This is a genomic window from Ruegeria sp. CDSC045 (assembly GCF_059610725.1).
In genome coordinates, this window is record NZ_JBXWOE010000016.1 from 39,092 (window position 1) to 55,151 (window position 16,060).

The 16,060-nt window shown below is 56.5% G+C and carries 17 protein-coding genes; 3 read left to right on the forward strand and 14 right to left on the reverse strand.

What is annotated here, in order from left to right; all coding sequences use genetic code 11:
- Positions 1-25 precede the first annotated feature (25 nt).
- The gene (locus AC2FH6_RS20690; protein WP_496692931.1) at positions 26-748 is read left to right on the forward strand and encodes a hypothetical protein; all 723 of its coding nucleotides are present in this window, start codon (positions 26-28) and stop codon (positions 746-748) included.
- 20 nt (positions 749-768) lie between these two features.
- On the opposite strand, the gene AC2FH6_RS20695 is transcribed toward AC2FH6_RS20690, so the two are convergent.
- On the reverse strand, positions 769-1,128 hold the full coding sequence (locus tag AC2FH6_RS20695) for a DUF3307 domain-containing protein (RefSeq protein WP_496692932.1): 360 nt from the start codon (positions 1,126-1,128) through the stop codon (positions 769-771).
- Positions 1,129-1,372: 244 nt separating this feature from the next.
- Here AC2FH6_RS20695 and AC2FH6_RS20700 point away from each other — a divergent pair, with 244 nt between their 5' ends.
- On the forward strand, positions 1,373-4,369 hold the full coding sequence (locus tag AC2FH6_RS20700; RefSeq protein WP_496692964.1) for an ABC transporter transmembrane domain-containing protein: 2,997 nt from the start codon (positions 1,373-1,375) through the stop codon (positions 4,367-4,369).
- Here the strand turns inward: AC2FH6_RS20700 and AC2FH6_RS20705 are convergent.
- The 9 genes from AC2FH6_RS20705 to AC2FH6_RS20745 all read right to left on the reverse strand — a co-directional run bounded on the left by AC2FH6_RS20705 (position 4,366) and on the right by AC2FH6_RS20745 (position 12,544).
- The gene (locus AC2FH6_RS20705) at positions 4,366-4,659 is read right to left on the reverse strand and encodes an ArsR/SmtB family transcription factor (protein ID WP_142639497.1); all 294 of its coding nucleotides are present in this window, start codon (positions 4,657-4,659) and stop codon (positions 4,366-4,368) included. The genes AC2FH6_RS20700 and AC2FH6_RS20705 overlap by 4 nt on opposite strands.
- A 109-nt stretch (positions 4,660-4,768) precedes the next feature.
- Positions 4,769-6,001 carry a mandelate racemase/muconate lactonizing enzyme family protein gene (locus AC2FH6_RS20710; protein ID WP_496704092.1) on the reverse strand — a complete coding sequence of 411 codons (1,233 nt, stop codon included), beginning with the start codon at positions 5,999-6,001 and terminating at the stop codon, positions 4,769-4,771.
- A gap of 24 nt (positions 6,002-6,025) precedes the next feature.
- Complete coding sequence (locus AC2FH6_RS20715) at positions 6,026-7,120, reverse strand: zinc-binding dehydrogenase (RefSeq protein ID WP_496704113.1); 1,095 nt, start codon at positions 7,118-7,120, stop codon at positions 6,026-6,028.
- An 82-nt stretch (positions 7,121-7,202) separates the two neighbouring features.
- Positions 7,203-8,402, reverse strand: a complete 1,200-nt coding sequence (locus AC2FH6_RS20720) for a TCR/Tet family MFS transporter (RefSeq protein ID WP_496690370.1) — start codon at positions 8,400-8,402, stop codon at positions 7,203-7,205.
- A 73-nt stretch (positions 8,403-8,475) separates the two neighbouring features.
- Positions 8,476-9,201, reverse strand: a complete 726-nt coding sequence (locus tag AC2FH6_RS20725) for an alpha/beta fold hydrolase (RefSeq protein WP_496704093.1) — start codon at positions 9,199-9,201, stop codon at positions 8,476-8,478.
- A 12-nt stretch (positions 9,202-9,213) separates the two neighbouring features.
- A complete protein-coding gene (gene pcaD / locus AC2FH6_RS20730) occupies positions 9,214-10,002 on the reverse strand; it encodes a 3-oxoadipate enol-lactonase (RefSeq protein WP_282022270.1) in 789 nt (262 codons plus the stop codon).
- A 57-nt stretch (positions 10,003-10,059) separates the two neighbouring features.
- Positions 10,060-11,034 carry a threonine ammonia-lyase gene (locus tag AC2FH6_RS20735; protein WP_282022271.1) on the reverse strand — a complete coding sequence of 325 codons (975 nt, stop codon included), beginning with the start codon at positions 11,032-11,034 and terminating at the stop codon, positions 10,060-10,062.
- The gene (locus tag AC2FH6_RS20740) at positions 11,031-11,858 is read right to left on the reverse strand and encodes an alpha/beta fold hydrolase (RefSeq protein WP_496704094.1); all 828 of its coding nucleotides are present in this window, start codon (positions 11,856-11,858) and stop codon (positions 11,031-11,033) included. The genes AC2FH6_RS20735 and AC2FH6_RS20740 overlap by 4 nt, the downstream gene beginning before the upstream one ends.
- Positions 11,858-12,544 carry a haloacid dehalogenase type II gene (locus tag AC2FH6_RS20745; protein ID WP_496704095.1) on the reverse strand — a complete coding sequence of 229 codons (687 nt, stop codon included), beginning with the start codon at positions 12,542-12,544 and terminating at the stop codon, positions 11,858-11,860. The genes AC2FH6_RS20740 and AC2FH6_RS20745 overlap by 1 nt, the downstream gene beginning before the upstream one ends.
- Before the next feature lie 109 nt (positions 12,545-12,653).
- On the opposite strand from AC2FH6_RS20745, the gene AC2FH6_RS20750 reads away from it, so the two are divergent.
- Complete coding sequence (locus AC2FH6_RS20750) at positions 12,654-13,082, forward strand: FKBP-type peptidyl-prolyl cis-trans isomerase (RefSeq protein WP_142639411.1); 429 nt, start codon at positions 12,654-12,656, stop codon at positions 13,080-13,082.
- A gap of 15 nt (positions 13,083-13,097) precedes the next feature.
- On the opposite strand, the gene AC2FH6_RS20755 is transcribed toward AC2FH6_RS20750, so the two are convergent.
- From AC2FH6_RS20755 to fabA, 4 genes are read right to left on the reverse strand one after another with little or no spacing between them, the layout of a single operon-like run.
- Positions 13,098-13,283 (reverse strand): hypothetical protein, encoded by a 186-nt coding sequence (locus tag AC2FH6_RS20755; protein WP_496692941.1) that lies wholly within the window; start codon positions 13,281-13,283, stop codon positions 13,098-13,100.
- A 59-nt stretch (positions 13,284-13,342) separates the two neighbouring features.
- Positions 13,343-14,134 (reverse strand): enoyl-ACP reductase FabI, encoded by a 792-nt coding sequence (locus AC2FH6_RS20760; RefSeq protein WP_142639415.1) that lies wholly within the window; start codon positions 14,132-14,134, stop codon positions 13,343-13,345.
- Between the two features lie 5 nt (positions 14,135-14,139).
- Positions 14,140-15,369 (reverse strand): beta-ketoacyl-ACP synthase I, encoded by a 1,230-nt coding sequence (gene fabB, locus AC2FH6_RS20765; protein ID WP_496704096.1) that lies wholly within the window; start codon positions 15,367-15,369, stop codon positions 14,140-14,142.
- Between the two features lie 31 nt (positions 15,370-15,400).
- On the reverse strand, positions 15,401-15,910 hold the full coding sequence (gene fabA, locus AC2FH6_RS20770; RefSeq protein ID WP_496704097.1) for a bifunctional 3-hydroxydecanoyl-ACP dehydratase/trans-2-decenoyl-ACP isomerase: 510 nt from the start codon (positions 15,908-15,910) through the stop codon (positions 15,401-15,403).
- Between the last annotated feature and the right edge of the window lie 150 nt (positions 15,911-16,060).

Genomic DNA, 16,060 nt, shown 5'->3' on the forward strand with positions numbered 1-16,060 from the left:
GGATCGAGTTGAGCCCGGACGCATAATGACCAAATCGAAGAACAAGGTTCTGATCCTCGGCAGCGCCCCCACCGCGCTGCGTGCGCGGGACTGGGCGCGTACGCCGTTCACGCATATCGTCGCTATCAACAATGCCTGGCGGGTCCGCGCAGACTGGGATTTTCTGATCCACCCCGAGGATTTCCCGACCAAGAACATGCCCACATCTGTCAGTGACATTCAGCGTATAGTCACTGCAAATGAATACGTTCCGATACAGAACGGTTTCGGTGGATTTGTCTATGCCGGGGGAACGATGGCCTTTACCGCCGGATACTGGGCTTTGTCTGCATTACAGCCCTCGGTTCTGGCTTATTGCGGTTGCGATATGATATATTCCGGACAGGGTCGGACACATTTCTACGGCAACGGAGCCGCAGATCCGTTGCGACCCGATGTGACCTTGCGACTGCTCGAGGCGAAGTCGGCGCGACTAGGATTGTTTGCTGCGGCGCAGGGCTGTCGCACAGTGCGATTGTCCGAAGGGCCAAGCCGACTGGTTTACCCCTCGGTCGACAGCGAAGATTTGTCTTCGGTCGAGATGCCTTCTACATCGGGGATGGCTGAGATCATACGGTCGGAGTCGGATCTTGGATATTTCGTGGAGTCTGGACGGTACTGGGAGGTTGAGACCGAGTTCGACCCGCAGAAGATTGATGCCTTGGACCAACGGTGGCTATCGCTCTATCCATCGGCCTCTCAGCTCTGAATTGCTGTGGTATTTCTGGTTCAGGCCGCGAATGTCGCCCAGGCCCAGACCATTGCCACATAGGTCAGATTATGCATGCACTGATCCAGCCCGGCTGCCCGCCAAAAGGCTGCCTGAGTCGGCATAAGCTGTTTTTTGTCGGAATAGCTGGCTTTGGCAAAATCGATGTTGAAATGAACTATCCACTCTAGCGCGGCAATGATCAGGATAAACGGCAGCGGAGCGCCGAAAACCAAAAAAACCAATACCGAACCAACAACATGCACAGCAGCATGTTGCGCGCGTCCCCAGTGAAAATACTCACCCCGGCCTGACAGCATCTTGGGCGTCTGGAGGTAAAAATCTGCAAACATATGTTTGATCTGCAATAAGCAGAGCATCAATAACACAGTGCCTAATGTGGCAGGCAAAAGACTCCTCCCGATATCGTCCTAAAGCGAACAGTAGGGGCTAATGTGAGGTTGCGCAAATGAACTTGTTCACATTCGGCAAATATCTGTTCAATTCGGAAACTATTTGCGTCTGCAGGCTTGATTGCGGTAAATTCAGACTGTGGAATTTACGAGAATTTCGTAAAGACCGGGTCAGTGATCCGCAGCAGGGGCAGGTTCCATAGAACGCACGATTTTCCGTTTTATCTGGAAATATTCAAAGCGCGACCAGCTGATTTTGCTGGCCGTAACCACGTCTTTGTTTCCGCTGCTTTACCTGACGCTGGAACTGCCCAAGCGCATCATCAATGACGCGATCGGGGCTGCGACCCCTGTTGTTGATGTGCTGGGCTACAGCCTGTCGCAAACGAATTTTCTGATCATATTATGCATTGGGTTTCTGCTCGCCGTTCTGGCGCATGGTTTGATGAAAATGCGTATCAACACCATGAAAGGCGTCCTGAGCGAACGGATGCTGCGCCGATTCCGTTATCAGATGATCAGCCGCGCCTTGAGATTTCCGCAACCCTATTTCGAACGGGTCAGCCAAGGCGAAATGGTGTCGATGATCACCGCTGAAAGCGAGCCGATGGGTGGGCTGATGGGCGATGCGATCAGCCAGCCGGTATTGCAGGCGGGACAGATGATCACGATCCTGTCCTTCCTGTTCCTACAGAGCTTTTGGTTCGGGCTTGCTGCCGTTTCCCTGATCCCGTTACAGGCATGGTTGATCCCAAAGCTGCAGCGCCAGATCAATCTGTTGAACAAAAGCCGCATCCAGGAAGTGCGCGTGCTGGCTGCACAGATCGGTGAAAACGCAGCAGGTGCGTCAACGCTGCGGGCAAATGGTGGCTGGCGGTATCGCCGGGCAATGATCTCGGATCAGCTGGGCCGGTTGTTTGAAATCCGCTTCGATATCTACCAGAAAAAGTTCTTTATGAAGTTCATCAACAACTTCATTTCGCAGCTTACCCCATTCCTTTTCTATCTGGTTGGCGGCATTCTGGTCTTGCAGGGCTCGGTCTCGTTGGGTGCGTTGGTTGCGGCTTTGGCGGCTTACAAGGATCTCAGTTCGCCTTGGAAAGAGTTGCTGACCTATTACAATCAGACACAAGATATGTCCTTGCGCTGGGATGTTGTGATCGAACGCTTTGCGCCCTCTGGAATGCAGGACGAAAGCCTGTTCGAGGGCGAGCCCGACAAACATCCCAGGCTGGACGGGGATATTGTTCTGAAACATGCGTCTGTTCGTGACATGGACGGGAATCTGGTTCTGGACGACCTCGATCTGACATTCCCAGGCGGTAAAACCATCGGAATCGCTGCGCCCAGCGAAGAAGACCGGCGCGCGGTTTCGGAATTGCTGACCCGAGAGATCCTGCCCAGTTCCGGCAGGGTAACGGTCGGGCAGGAAGATTTGTCAAAGCTGCATCAGGGAGTCATTGCTGCGCGGATCGGTTTTGCCTCATCGCGACCGGTTATGTTTCAGGGAACTTTGGGCGACAATGTGATGATGCCGATGCGTCTTCGTCCTCTGTCGACAGAATCAGACGACCCCGGCTTTGCTGAAACAAGACGAGCGGGCAACAGTACCGACCCGTTTAGAGTTGATTGGCTGGACCCGTCGCTGGCTGGTTTGAACACCGTGGAAGACCTGCGCGACTGGTGGTTACAACTGATCGACGGTCTAGGTTCGGGCGCTGCCCTGTTTCAGCGCGGTGCTGAACAGACATTCGAAGCCAACGAGCACCCCGAGTTGGTCAGAAAACTGGTTGAACTACGGCCCAAAGTTCAGGAGGCGGTGGTCAAGGCTGGGCTGCAACAGCAGGCTCTGATCTTTGACCGCAATGCATATAATGCGGCCTTGCCGGTCGCGGAAAACCTGCTTTTCGCGACACCCTGCGTTCCGGTCACTCAGGAAATACTGACCCGTCAGGGCGTGTTTCTGGGCCAGCTGCGCGAGCTGGGCTTGGACGAAACCCTGGTCAGCCTGACGCGCGATGTCATTGATATGTTGCGCCAGATCTTTGGGTTGGACGGCACGGACCACCCGTTGTTCCGCAAGCTTGGCCTGCAGGCCGAAGTCTACGAAGCTGCAGTCGAACTGGTAGAGCGCACCCGAAACGAAGGTGTCAGCGGTCTGGATGATGGGCAACTGGCCAACCTTTTGGCGGTTCCGTTTGTCATCTCGGCTGAACAGATTGGTCCCGCGTTTACGGATGAATTGAAAAACCGCATACTTGAATTGCGGCAAAGCCACTCCGAAAAACTGCTGCAACATCTGAATGATGTCTTCGTACCGCTGAAGGAAACCGAGTTTGCCCCCGGTCTGACCGTGATGGAGAACGCTTTGTTCGGTAAGGTCAGCCAGATCGGCGGCGCGCGATCAGATGAGGTCCGTAAGCTGATCGTTGATGTCCTTTCTGAAAACGGAGCCCGACCTTTGGTGGTCGAGCTGATTTACGATGTACCGGTCTCGCTGGGCGGGCAGAACCTGCCTGCGGTTTTCGCCGAACCTTTGGCCTTTACGCGGGCTACGATCAAGAAACCCGACATTCTGATCCTTGATAATGCCTTGGCAAGCTATGACATGGAAACTCAGATTGCGGTCTATAAGAACCTGCGCGCCCTATTGCCAAATGCGACGGTGATTTATCTGAACGATCAGTACGAAAACCCTGACGTATTCGACATGTTCATAGAAATAAGGCAAGGTCGTGTGGTTTCAGACGAAGGACCCGCCGACGTGGAAGAAGATAGCGCAGCATCAGCCGATTTGGCGCGCAAGCTTCGTGCGCTGGAACAGACGCCGCTGTTTTCCGGTCTTGACCGCAGACAGCTGCGCCTTCTGGCATTTGGTGCGCGCTGGTTCCAGGCCCAACCGGGAGAGGTGGTGTTCCTGAAAGACGACCAGCCCACCGATGGGGCCTATGTCGTTTTGGAAGGCGAGGCAGGCCTGTATTTGCCGCAATCAGAAGGTCCCGATCAACTGATCGCAACGGTTGGCTCCGGCGCATTGGTCGGAGAGTTGGGGTTGATCCGAAAGGAACCCCGCGCCCTGAGCATGATTGCGGAAACCGACCTGTCTTGTCTGCGTATCGGTGAGGAAGAATTCCTGGCCGTGGTCGAAAACGATGCCGCAACCGCTTTCAAGCTGATGCAGGTGATCGCCGGCTATGTTTCGAACTAGGGGTTGGCTTCAGGTTTGCAGAACAGGTCGTATAGCAGCTGGATGACTTTCGCTGTATTTCCGTCTTGCAGGGAATAGTAGATGGTTTTGCCATCGCGCCGTGTCGACACCAGCTGTTCTTCTCGTAGGCGCGCCAACATCTGACTGACTGCGGCTTGCCGGATTTGCAGCAGTTTTTCCAGCTCACCAACCGATTTCTCGCCATCACCCAGATGGCACAAAATCATCAGGCGGCCTTCATGCGCCAGCGTCTTCAGGTACGCGGCGGCACGTGCTGCACTTTCCTGCATGCCGGGCGGAGTTTCGTCCGTATTCAGTGTTTCGTGGTCTTGAACTGTCACGCGCGTATAGGTTCCAAACTTGGCTTTGGCGCAATATGACTCAGAATTTCAGTACTTGTCACCCCTTTGCAGCAGGGGCACCGCCCTGAAAGGCGTTGCCGTTGGCATAGTCGCAAGGTTCTTCCTGCATCTGAAGGTGCAACCCATCGCCGGTATAGGGGTGTGAGCGGGCCATATCTTCGTCCACTTCGATCCCCAACCCTGGCGCATTCGGTGCCACGACAAAGCCATTTTCAACGCGCAGTGAACCTTTGATCAAAGCGTCGTGATACGGCGTATCAATGGTTTCCAGCAACAGCAGATTTGGGATTGAGGCTGCCAGATGGATGTTGGCGGCCCATTCAACTGGACCAGCATAGAGATGCGGAGCCATCTGGGCGTTGAATATCTCGGCCATGGCTGCGACTTTCTTCATCTCCCATATCCCACCTGCACGCCCAAGGGCGGGTTGCAGGATTTCTGCAGCACCTGCGCGCAAAACTGCACCGAATTCGGCTTTGGTGGTCATGCGTTCCCCGGTTGCCACGGGTATTCGCACGTTGCGAGCGACGCGGGCCATGTCTTCGATCATGTCAGGTGGGGTAGGTTCTTCGAACCAAAGCGGTGAATAGGGTTCCAGCGCCTGACCCAGCCGGATTGCGCCTGCGGTGTTGAACTGACCGTGGGTGCCAAACAACAGGTCGGCCCTGTCGCCGACCGCTTCACGGATCGCTTTGCAAAAGGCAACTGACATCGAGATGTCGGACATAGCAGGCATATGCCCGCCACGGATCGTGTAGGGACCAGCGGGATCAAATTTTACTGCCGTGAAGCCGCGGCTCACCATTTCAGCTGCACATTCCGCGGCCTGGTCGGGCGAAGTCCAAAAGTCGGCCAGGTCATGCTGGGGCAGGGGGTAAAGGTAGGTGTAGGCCCGGATGCGTTGATTAACCAGCCCACCCAAAAGCGCATAAACCGGACGGTCGCGATCTTTACCCAGAATGTCCCAACACGCGATTTCCAACCCTGAAAACGCACCCATTACGGTCAGGTCGGGGCGCTGGGTAAAGCCGCTGGAATAGACGCGGCGGAACATAAGCTCGATATTCTCGGGGTTCTCGCCGAGCATATGCCGTTCAAAGACATCCCGGATTACGTGACACATAGCTTCAGGTCCAATGGATGAGGCATAGCATTCGCCCCAACCGGTGACGCCTGTGTCGGTAGTAACCTTTACCAGTATCCAGTACCGGCCACCCCAACCCGGAGCAGGGGGGGCCGTGACAATGATATCGAGATCCTGCAGTTTCATAGGATATACTCCAGCCGGGGCTGCTTAGGCCCTGTCAAACATGATGACGTTTCGTTTGGCCGATCCGGTTTTGGTATCCGCAATCGCCTCGTTGATTTGCGACAAGGACCAGCGGCCCGAGATCAGTTCATCCAGCCTCAGCCGCCCCTGTTCATACAGGTCGATCATCCAGGGAATATCACGTTGGATCACCACATCCCCCATCTTTGACCCGATCAGCCCCTGACCAAGTGCGGCCAGGACAACAGGTTCATAGCTTGCCATGTCGCCGGAATGGGGCATCCCGATCATGATGGCCTTACCGCCTCGGCCAAGATAGCGAACGGCCTGGTCATAGGCCGGGATCGCACCGACTGTGATCAGCACGGCATCGGCCCCTCGACCGCCAAGTGCGCGGTAAGCTGCCTTCCATGGTGCGTCCAAAGTGGCCAGAACGCCGTGGGTTGCACCAAATTCCTTTGCAATGGCCAGTTTGTCCTCGGTCATGTCGACCGCAACGATGCGACGGGCACCCGCAATCCGTGCGCCTTGTATGGCGTTCAGGCCAACGCCTCCGGCCCCGATCACGACGACATCCTGACCCGCGCGCAGACCGGCTGCATTCACGGCAGCGCCCACACCGGTGATCACCCCGCAAGACAGCAGACTGGCCACATCCTTTGGCATGTCCTCGGGGATTTTCACGATCTGCCGGTGGCTGACCACGACTTTTTCGGCAAAAGCCCCGCACGCCATTGCCTGCTCCAGCGGCCCCCCGTCAGCGGTGCGCAACGGACCTTTTACAGTGTCGTGGGGTGTTTCACATAAGGTTGGCTTGCCACCCGCGCAGGAGGGGCAGGAACCGCATGCACGGATCAGCGTCACCACGATGGAATCGCCAACCTCGAACCCTTCGGTCATGCCGCCCGTTGCGGTGATCACACCCGCGGCCTCATGGCCATATACAGCGGGCAGGAATCCACCCCAGGCGCCGCTGGCGAAAGAAATGTCGGAATGGCAGATCGCAACTGCATCCAGGGTGACCTCGACTTCGCCGGCGGCGGGCGGGGCGATCAGCACGTCTTCTATGACCAGGGGTTTGTCGAATGCCCGACATACGGCCGCCTTGATGGATTGCATGTTGTCCTCGTATTCGGTTTGAATCACGGTGGCGCGGTTCGGAATGCCCTGCAAGGCCGAAACCGTCATCGTCATGTCGTTGTTATGCAGAAATGGGGCGAGATCTGTAAAAGAGGATAAGGCCGACAATCATAAGGCACATGGCCAGAAGAAACGGCGCGCCGGGAAAATAGATGGCGGTGCCGGGCTTTGCGAACCAGGCAAATACGCTGCTCATGACCAGAGGGGAAATCACCATGGAAAGCGCGTGCAGTGAAGTTAGCACGCCCTGAAGCTCTCCTTGTTGCGAATCTGGTGTTGCGCGCGAGGCCAGAGCCTGGATTGCCGGGGTTGCGACTGCGCCGATAGCCGTGATCGGGATCAGCATCAGCGCGATTATTCCATTGGTCAGAAAAGCCAGAAGCAAAAAGCTGACAATCTCGAACACCATCCCGAGAAGGATTGTTACGCGTTCGCCGAGATAACGTGTGGCGGGGCGTATCAATCCGCCCTGAACCGCGGCCATTCCAATTCCGTAAAGACCCAGCGACACACCAATCATCTGGGGTGACCATCCAAAACGCTCGGCGGTGAAATAGGCCCAAATGGCCGGATAGACATAGATTGAGACAGAATAGAGGAAATAGACCCACAACATCGGACGGATCCCCGGCAGCGCCGCGATGGCACGCAGTGAATTCACGGGGTTAGCGCGGCGCAGGCTGAACGGGCGCCGGTTCTTATCGGTCACCGTTTCAGGCATCACCATCAAACCGACGCCGAATGTTATGGCCGAAAGCGCTGCGGCAGCCCAGAAGGGCGCACGGGTCCCATATTCGCTCAGCAATCCGCCGATGACCGGACCCAGGACAAAGCCAACCCCGAATGCCGCCCCTAACAGACCGAAATTCGCAGCTTTTTCGTGGGGTTTCGACACATCCGCCATGAACGCCGCGGCGGTGGAATGAGTTGCGGCTGTGATCCCGCCGACGATCCGACCGGCAAGTAATAGCCAGATACTGCCAGCAAGCGCCATGACCACATAGTCCAACGACATAACAAACAGAGATACCAACAATACCCCCCTGCGCCCGAAAGCGTCAGACAGGTTGCCCAGGATCGGTCCAAAGATAAATTGCATCGCTGCAAAAGCGGTGCTTAGGACGCCGCCCCAGATCGCCGCGCTGGCCAGCGTACCACCCTGAACATCAATAATGAGCTCGGGCATAATGGGCAGCACAAGGCCAATCCCCATTGCATCAATCATGACAGTGGCAAGAACAAACAGGAAAGGTAAGCGCATGGGAACCGACAAAGAAAGTTTCGGGCACCCTATCGGGGGTCAGGTTCAGAGGAAAGCCGCAAGATTTCGCAGATCAGTCAAGAGTATCAAAGCCCTGCGCGATGTCGTCCAATAGATCGGTCAGTTTTTCAGGGTGCGAAAAGAATGGCGAATGAGAGCTTTGGATGGAATGGCGCATTCCCTCGGGCATGCTGAGGCTCATGATGTGCTGGTATTCAGGCGGGATGGTATGGTCGTCGAGTGTTCGGATATATGCTTTGGGCATATCCTGAAAATGTGCTGTCAGGGTAAGCCGTGTCTCCTGAGGTGCAATGGCCTGCGGGCAAAGCCGAGCCAGCGCATAAAGCAGGACCTCTTCCGGGCAGTCGTGGTAAAACAAGGCCTTCACGCTTTCGGGTTTGACCGTATAGGACAGCCCGTCAGTCGATTTTTCGACGGCATCAACTATTGTTTGCCGCGGTGATTTCCGGCGCATCTCGACCATCGACAATCCGTTCTCGGGGACGTAGGCGGACAGGAAAACAAGTCCGCGCATCGCATCCGGTCTCAATTCGGCGGCGGCACTAATGGGGTATCCCCCCCAAGAATGGCCGACGATGATCGTATCCGATCTGCTCGCAGCCAGAACGGCGTTCCGGCAACTGTCCAGGGTCACCTGGTCGATCGACGTCGGGTCAGATCCGTGGCTGGGCATATCAATTGCGCGGACCGAATGGCCGCGTGTTTCAAGTGCTGGGATCAAATCTCTCCAACACCAGGCACCATGGCATGAGCCATGGACCAACAGAAAATCCGCCAAAGCAATGCTCCTTCAGATATGACCGATGCCAGTCAAAAAGTCTTTTAGTAGCGCCGCGTATTCAATGGGTCGTTCGACGCAAGGCAGATGGCCCGCTTTGCGTATCAATTCGAAACGGGCACCGGGAATTAGATCAATGGTTTCTTTTACTAGATCCGGCGGGGTAGAGCCATCCTCACTGCCCGCAATGCCCAAAGTCGGCAAACGCAGGCCACTTGTCGGCGTGTAAAAATCTGTTCCGGAAATGGCGGCGCAACATCCCAGATATCCTTCAACAGGTTGCCGCACCATCATGTTGCGCCATAGCAGGTGCTGGGGCGACGCGTGGAAAGCCCGCGAGAACCAGCGCTCCATAGTTGAGTCGGCTAACATTTCGATGCCGCCGATCCGGACGGCTTCCATACGGTCCGCCCAAATCGCCGGGGTGGCTATTTTGGCCGCTGTATTTGACAGAACCAGCCCGCGAATCAAATCCAGGCGTTTGACGGCCAGACCTTGCGCGATCATCCCGCCGATGGACAGACCGACAAAAACGCAATCTCGGACCTTTAGGTGATCCAGAAGGCCTTCGGCATCGCGGATCAGCGCCCCCATCGAATAGGGCGCCTGAGGCGCCGAGGACAGGCCATGCCCGCGTTTGTCGTATCGAATGACTCGCAGCCCATCAGGCAGGTATGGCAGCATCGCATCCCACAGGTGCAGATCGGTGCCCAGCGAGTTCGCGAACACGATCGGCGCGCCTTGTGGGTCGCCGTCGATCCGGTAATGAAGCTGTACATCCCCAAGGTCAGCTATCTGCATAAAAATCCTCAGTCTTTGCATGCTGAACTGACACGCTGCCGGAACCGACGGCGGTTGTCAGGTCAGGAACTCCATAGCTTTGGCAAAAACGTCCGGGTCCGCATTGCCACCCGATGCGACAATGATAACGGCGTCTCCTTGAATTTCGGACCTGCGAAACAGCGCTGCGGCCAGGGAAACCGCACCGCCCGGTTCCAGCACGATCTTCAGGCGCAGAAAGGCCAAAGCCATGGCGCGCATCGCCTCTTCTTCGGTCACAGACAGGCCGGGACCGCACAGCCGTTGCAGGATCGGAAAGGTGATGTCGCCGGGTTGCGGGGTCAGAATGGCGTCGCAGATATTGCCAGATGTGGCCGCGTTGTTCTGTATTCGTCCCAGTGCCAACGAGCGTTTGACGTCGTCAAACCCTTCGGGCTCGCAGGGGCGGGCGCGCAGACCGGGTGCGTGCCCCTCTAGCGCAAGCGCAATACCCGAGGTCAGCCCCCCGCCGCCGCAACAGACCAGCACATCAGCCTGTTCGACGCCCAGCACAGCCGCCTGGCGCGCGATTTCCAGCCCGGTTGTGCCTTGTCCGGCGATCACCAGCGGCTCATCATAGGGGCGGATCAAGGTCAGGCCGCGCTCGGATGCCAGGGCTTCGCCGATCTCTTCGCGGCTTTCATTGGCGCGGTCGTACAGAACCACCTCGGCCTCCAGCGCGCGCGTGTTGTCGATTTTGAGCTTTGGGGCATCCGAGGGCATGATGATAACAGCCGAAATACCATGCTGTGCGGCGGCATAAGCCACGCCCTGAGCATGATTGCCCGAGGAATAGGCGATCACACCTTTCTTTCGGTCTGCTTCACTGAGGCCCGAAATGGCCGACCACGCCCCGCGAAACTTGAAACTGCCGGTGTGCTGCAGGCATTCCGGTTTTACCAACACGCGGCGTCCCGCGATTTCATCCAAAAACGGAGAGGTCAGGATTGGTGTTTCTCTGACGTGCCCTTGCAGACGCAGGGCTGCGGCTTCGATCATTTCAAGTGTGCTCATGCCGCGTCCAGTACTTTGCGAATAACGCCCAATGATTGAGGTTCGTCCAGAAACGGCACGTGTCCGCGATCGGGCACGGTAGCCGAGATCAACCCCGGATGCCGGTTCTGCATCTCGGCCAATGTCTGCGCGCTCAGAAGATCGGAATTTTCACCGCGAATGACACCCGTTGGGATGTCGTGCAGGGCCTCGAAGAAAATCCACATATCCGGGATTGCCCCGGCTGCGGCCTGTTCCAGCAGCGCTGTGCGCAGGGCCGGATCATAGCGCAGGGTCAAACCTTCTGTCGTTTCCTGATTTTGAAATTCAGCCATCTGCCGCCATCTTTCCAGCGAAATCCCTGGAAACTGCGGGCCCATCATGTGCTGAAGCGCCTGCGCGGCCTCGTCATAGGTTTTCGAGACCGGTTGCTTGCCGACATATTCCATTATTTTGGCGATGCCCGATGGGTTAAAGACCGGACCAACATCATTGAGCACAACAGCCGCCAGCCGCTTTGGGTGGGTGGTGGCCAAGGTCATCGCGATCAGGCCTCCACGTGAGGTCCCAATCACGGTCACCTGATCCAGGCCAAGATGATCCAGCAGATCAATCACGTCTTGAGATTCGCGTAACAGGCTATAGTTCCCGTGATCCGAGTCATGCTCGGATTGCCCGCGCCCGCGATAATCCATCGCGATCATCCGCCAATCGGTCATGTGCGGGGCAAGAAATGAGAAATCCCGGCTGTTTCGGGTAAGGCCTGCCAGACACAGAACCGGCCTGCCGCTGCCGGTGTCTTCGAAATAGAGGCGTTTGCCGTCGTTGGTCGAAAAAAAGGGCATCAGAGTCCTGCAAGTTCCGGAATGGATGTCAGGTCGGACAGTACATGCGTTGGCTGCCATGGCAATCGATCCATTGGTTCGTTCGCACGGTTGACCCAGGCGGTGACGAAACCATAGCCACTGGCCCCCGCCGCGTCCCAGCCATTTGAGCTGACGAACAAGACTTCGTCGCGCTCGCAGCCGAAGCTCTGCGCGACCAGATCATAAACCTTGGCATGCGGTTTGAAGACGCCGACGCTTTCGACCGACAGAATATCATCCAGAACGCCGCTTATACCTGCGGATTGAACCGCACCATCCAGCATCGGCGGTGATCCGTTCGACAAGATCGCAGTCTGCATCCCGCCGGCCTTCAGGGTGGCCAGCATTTCGGGAACCTCGGGATAGGCCTGCAATTCCCAGTAGAGATCAAGCAGGCGCTGGCGTAGGGCCGGGTGCTGGTCCAGCCCCGTTGCCTCTAGTGCCCAATCCAGACCGTCTTGGGTGACGTCCCAAAAATCTGCATGTGCATCGGCCACCGCACGCAGCCAGGTGTATTGCAACTGTTTCAGGCGCCAGTGATTGGCCAGATCCGGCCATTTCTGCTGTAACGCCTCAAAGCCGGGTTCTGATGCAGCTTGCCTTGCGGCTGCGGCCACATCGAACAACGTGCCGTATGCATCAAAAATGCAGGTTGTGATCGGCATCAATTCCCCTCCGTTCATTCGGTGCAGGTTTGCAAAAGTGCTAAGGGTTTACAATGTTGCTTCATTGCCTAGGTTTGACCGCTCAATTTTCTATCGGCCGGAGGCCAAAATGACAGCGATAAAACAGGGCGACACAGTTCGCATCCACTATACCGGTACGTTGCAGGACGGGAATGTCTTTGACAGTTCACAAGGGCGCGATCCACTGGAATTCGAGGTGGGGTCCGGGCAGATTATTCCCGGATTGGACAGTGCAATGCCTGGTCTGGTGGCCGGGGACAAAAAACGTGTCGAGATCGCCTGCGTTGATGCTTATGGGCCGATCAATCCCGAAATGCGTCAGAGCATTCCACGCGAAGGTATTCCGGACGACATCCCGCTTGAACCCGGCACCCAGTTGCAGATGCAAACGCCCGAAGGGCACGCATTGCCGGTAACTGTTGTCGAGGCTGATGAGGTGACCGTCACGCTAGACGCGAACCATCCTCTGGCCGGAAGGGACCTGATTTTCGAAATCGAAGTGGTTTCGGTGAATTGAGTTTCGTGATCTGGATCAGCCTGAAAACAGGCTGGTCCATGATGCAAAGATCTCGCGTACATGCGGCTGAGTGAAGAATACAAACAGCATCAGCAGCATTGTTAGGGTCATCAAGACGACGCGGCCCTTAAACCCCAGAAAACCCGGTTTTTGGCGGGAAACCCGCTTGCTGCTGGCGATGATTTGCTCTGCTTTGTTCATGCAACTATCCCTGCCTGCGAAAGATGGTCAAATCTTGGCACTGACAGGGAAAGAAATGGTCACATATGGTCCGGTTGAGGCATTCCCAGAACGTGGAAGCCACCATCAACACGAATAACTTCGCCCGAGGTGCATGCCCCCGCATCCGAAGCCAGATAAACCGCGGTGCCGCCGACAGCCTCAAGCGTGGCATTGCTGCGCATTGGAGCGTTCTGGTCGCAGAACTTGAAGGTCTTGCGGGCCCCACCGATGGCCGCACCGGCCAGTGTTTTCATCGGACCCGGAGAGATTGCGTTCACCCGGATTCCGTCAGGTCCAAGATCGTTGGCCAGATAACGGGTCGCTGATTCCAGCGCAGCTTTGGCCACACCCATTACGTTGTAGTTGGGCACAACCCGGTTAGACCCCTGATAGGTCAGCGTCAGGATCGTACCGCCGTTTTCTTTCATCATCGGATAGGCGCGGCGGGCCACTTCGATCAGCGAATAGGCCGAAATATCCATCGAATTCTTGAAATTCGCCCGGCTGGTGTCCAGGAACCGGCCTGTGAGCTCGGATTTGTCAGAATAGGCGACGGCGTGGACAACAAAATCTATGGTGGGCCAGCGCTGGGCAAGCTCGTCAAAAGCGCGATCTAACGACTCGTCATCGGTGACGTCCGCATCGACCATGAAATCGCTGCCAAGGCTCTGCGCCAACGGTTCCAGCCGCTTTCCGAATGCCTCGCCCTGATAGGTGAATGCCAATTCGGCGCCCGCTTCGTGCATGGCCTTTGCGATGCCCCATGCGATCGAACGGTCATTCGCCACGCCCATAACGAGGCCGCGTTTGCCTTTCATTAGATCTGACATTCCATTCACCCGTTATACTTTGAAAGAACCATGGACCCGTTCGTCCCACCAAAGCCGAAGCTGTTGGTCATGACGCTGTCCAAACCTGCATTTTCAACTAGCTGAGTTGCAATTTCTCCGGGCTGGATGCCCTCGGCAAGCGTGTCGACGTTGATCGACGGCGTTATAAAATCATGTTCCAGCATCAAAAGGCAGAAAATAGCCTCCAGCGCGCCAGCCGCACCTTGTGCGTGACCTGTCATCGACTTGGTCGAGGAAATCGGCGGCACGCTACCCTCGCCAAAAATACGGCGCACAGCTTCGACTTCACCGACATCTCCGACCGGGGTCGAGGTGCCATGGGCATTGATGTAGTCGACCTTGCGGCCTTCGGGCAGGGTGTCCAGCGCCAGACGCATGGCGCGTTCGCCACCTTCGCCAGAGGGGGCTACCATGTCGTGACCGTCGGAGGTTGCTGCAAAACCCGTCACTTCAGCATAGATTTTGGCGCCGCGTGCCAATGCGTGTTCCAGATATTCCAGCACGACAATACCGCCTCCGCCGGATATCACGAACCCGTCGCGGTCTTGGTCGAATGCACGAGAAGCTTTTTCGGGCGTATCGTTGTATTTCGACGACATGGCACCCATTGCATCGAACAGACAGGACAAGGTCCAGTCCAGCTCTTCCCCGCCGCCCGCGAACATTATATCTTGTTTGCCCATCATGATCTGCTCTGCGGCATTGCCGATGCAATGCAACGAGGTCGAACAGGCCGAAGTGATCGAGTAATTGATGCCCTTGATCTTGAAGGCGGTCGCAAGGTTGGCCGAAATGGTTGAGCACATGCATTTAGGAACTGCAAACGGGCCGATCCGCTTGGTCGCGCCGTTTTTCAGCACGGTCTGATGTGCGGTCAGCATGGCGCTGGTCGACGGTCCGCCCGATCCGGCGACAAGGCCGGTACGTGGGTTGGCAACCTGGTCTTCGGTCAATCCTGAATCGGCAATCGCCTGGCTCATCGCGATATGCGCATAGGCCGCTCCGGGACCCATAAAGCGCAGGGTGCGCTTGTCCACATGTTCGCTAACGTCGATTTTGAGCGACCCGGCGATCTGGCTGCGAAAGCCATGTTCGACCATCTGGTCATTGGCCACGATGCCGGACTTGCCGGCCTTGAGTGAGGTCAGAACCTCTTCGGCATTGTTCCCGATGGAAGAGACAACTCCCAAGCCGGTGACAACTACTCGACGCATGTGCGTGCTCCTTATTTGGGGCCGGTCAGGCTCAGGCTTCGGACAGAACTACTTTCATGTCCTTGACATCGTAAATCATCTCACCGTCGGCTTCGACGATACCATCTGCGACACCCATAGTCAGGCGGCGGGTCTGGATCGCTTTCTTGAAGTCGATTTTATAGGTCAGCATCTTGCGGTCCGGGCGTACCATACCTGTCAGCTTGACCTCGCCCACTCCAACGGCCATGCCGCGCCCTTTCCAGCCGCGCCAGCCCAGGTTGAATCCGGTCAGCTGCCACAAACCGTCCAGGCCCAAGCAGCCGGGCATGATCGGGTTGCCGGGGAAATGGCAATCAAAGAACCAAAGGTCGGGCGTAATGTCGAATTCAGCAAGAATATGACCTTTGCCATGGGCGCCACCATCGGCCGAAATCTCGGTGATCCGATCCATCATCAACATCGGCGGGGCGGGCAACTGTGCGTTCCCGGGGCCGAATAGTTCGCCGCGGGCGCATTTCAGCAGATCGTCCTTGTCAAAGCTGCTTGGGAATTGGGCCATTCTGCGCCTCTCCTGCCAGGGGTCTTTCCATCTAATTTGGTCTCGTCTAGCACCCGTATGCAAGGTCCTGCAAGAGCAGTGGCCTACATCATGTTGTGTTTACATTATTCTCTGCGAATGAAATTCATTTGAAATTACCTGACTACAGCA

What these genes read in the sequence shown, in the direction of transcription:
- AC2FH6_RS20690 (WP_496692931.1), top strand. Translation starts at nt 26, where the DNA reads ATGACCAAATCGAAGAACAAGGTTCTGATCCTCGGCAGCGCCCCCACC.
- AC2FH6_RS20695 (WP_496692932.1), bottom strand. Translation starts at nt 1,128, where the DNA reads ATGCTCTGCTTATTGCAGATCAAACATATGTTTGCAGATTTTTACCTC.
- AC2FH6_RS20705 (WP_142639497.1), bottom strand. Translation starts at nt 4,659, where the DNA reads ATGCAGGAAAGTGCAGCACGTGCCGCCGCGTACCTGAAGACGCTGGCG.
- AC2FH6_RS20710 (WP_496704092.1), bottom strand. Translation starts at nt 6,001, where the DNA reads ATGAAACTGCAGGATCTCGATATCATTGTCACGGCCCCCCCTGCTCCG.
- AC2FH6_RS20715 (WP_496704113.1), bottom strand. Translation starts at nt 7,120, where the DNA reads ATGCAATCCATCAAGGCGGCCGTATGTCGGGCATTCGACAAACCCCTG.
- AC2FH6_RS20720 (WP_496690370.1), bottom strand. Translation starts at nt 8,402, where the DNA reads ATGCGCTTACCTTTCCTGTTTGTTCTTGCCACTGTCATGATTGATGCA.
- pcaD (WP_282022270.1), bottom strand. Translation starts at nt 10,002, where the DNA reads ATGCAGATAGCTGACCTTGGGGATGTACAGCTTCATTACCGGATCGAC.
- AC2FH6_RS20735 (WP_282022271.1), bottom strand. Translation starts at nt 11,034, where the DNA reads ATGAGCACACTTGAAATGATCGAAGCCGCAGCCCTGCGTCTGCAAGGG.
- AC2FH6_RS20740 (WP_496704094.1), bottom strand. Translation starts at nt 11,858, where the DNA reads ATGCCCTTTTTTTCGACCAACGACGGCAAACGCCTCTATTTCGAAGAC.
- AC2FH6_RS20745 (WP_496704095.1), bottom strand. Translation starts at nt 12,544, where the DNA reads ATGCCGATCACAACCTGCATTTTTGATGCATACGGCACGTTGTTCGAT.
- AC2FH6_RS20750 (WP_142639411.1), top strand. Translation starts at nt 12,654, where the DNA reads ATGACAGCGATAAAACAGGGCGACACAGTTCGCATCCACTATACCGGT.
- AC2FH6_RS20755 (WP_496692941.1), bottom strand. Translation starts at nt 13,283, where the DNA reads ATGAACAAAGCAGAGCAAATCATCGCCAGCAGCAAGCGGGTTTCCCGC.
- AC2FH6_RS20760 (WP_142639415.1), bottom strand. Translation starts at nt 14,134, where the DNA reads ATGTCAGATCTAATGAAAGGCAAACGCGGCCTCGTTATGGGCGTGGCG.
- fabB (WP_496704096.1), bottom strand. Translation starts at nt 15,369, where the DNA reads ATGCGTCGAGTAGTTGTCACCGGCTTGGGAGTTGTCTCTTCCATCGGG.
- fabA (WP_496704097.1), bottom strand. Translation starts at nt 15,910, where the DNA reads ATGGCCCAATTCCCAAGCAGCTTTGACAAGGACGATCTGCTGAAATGC.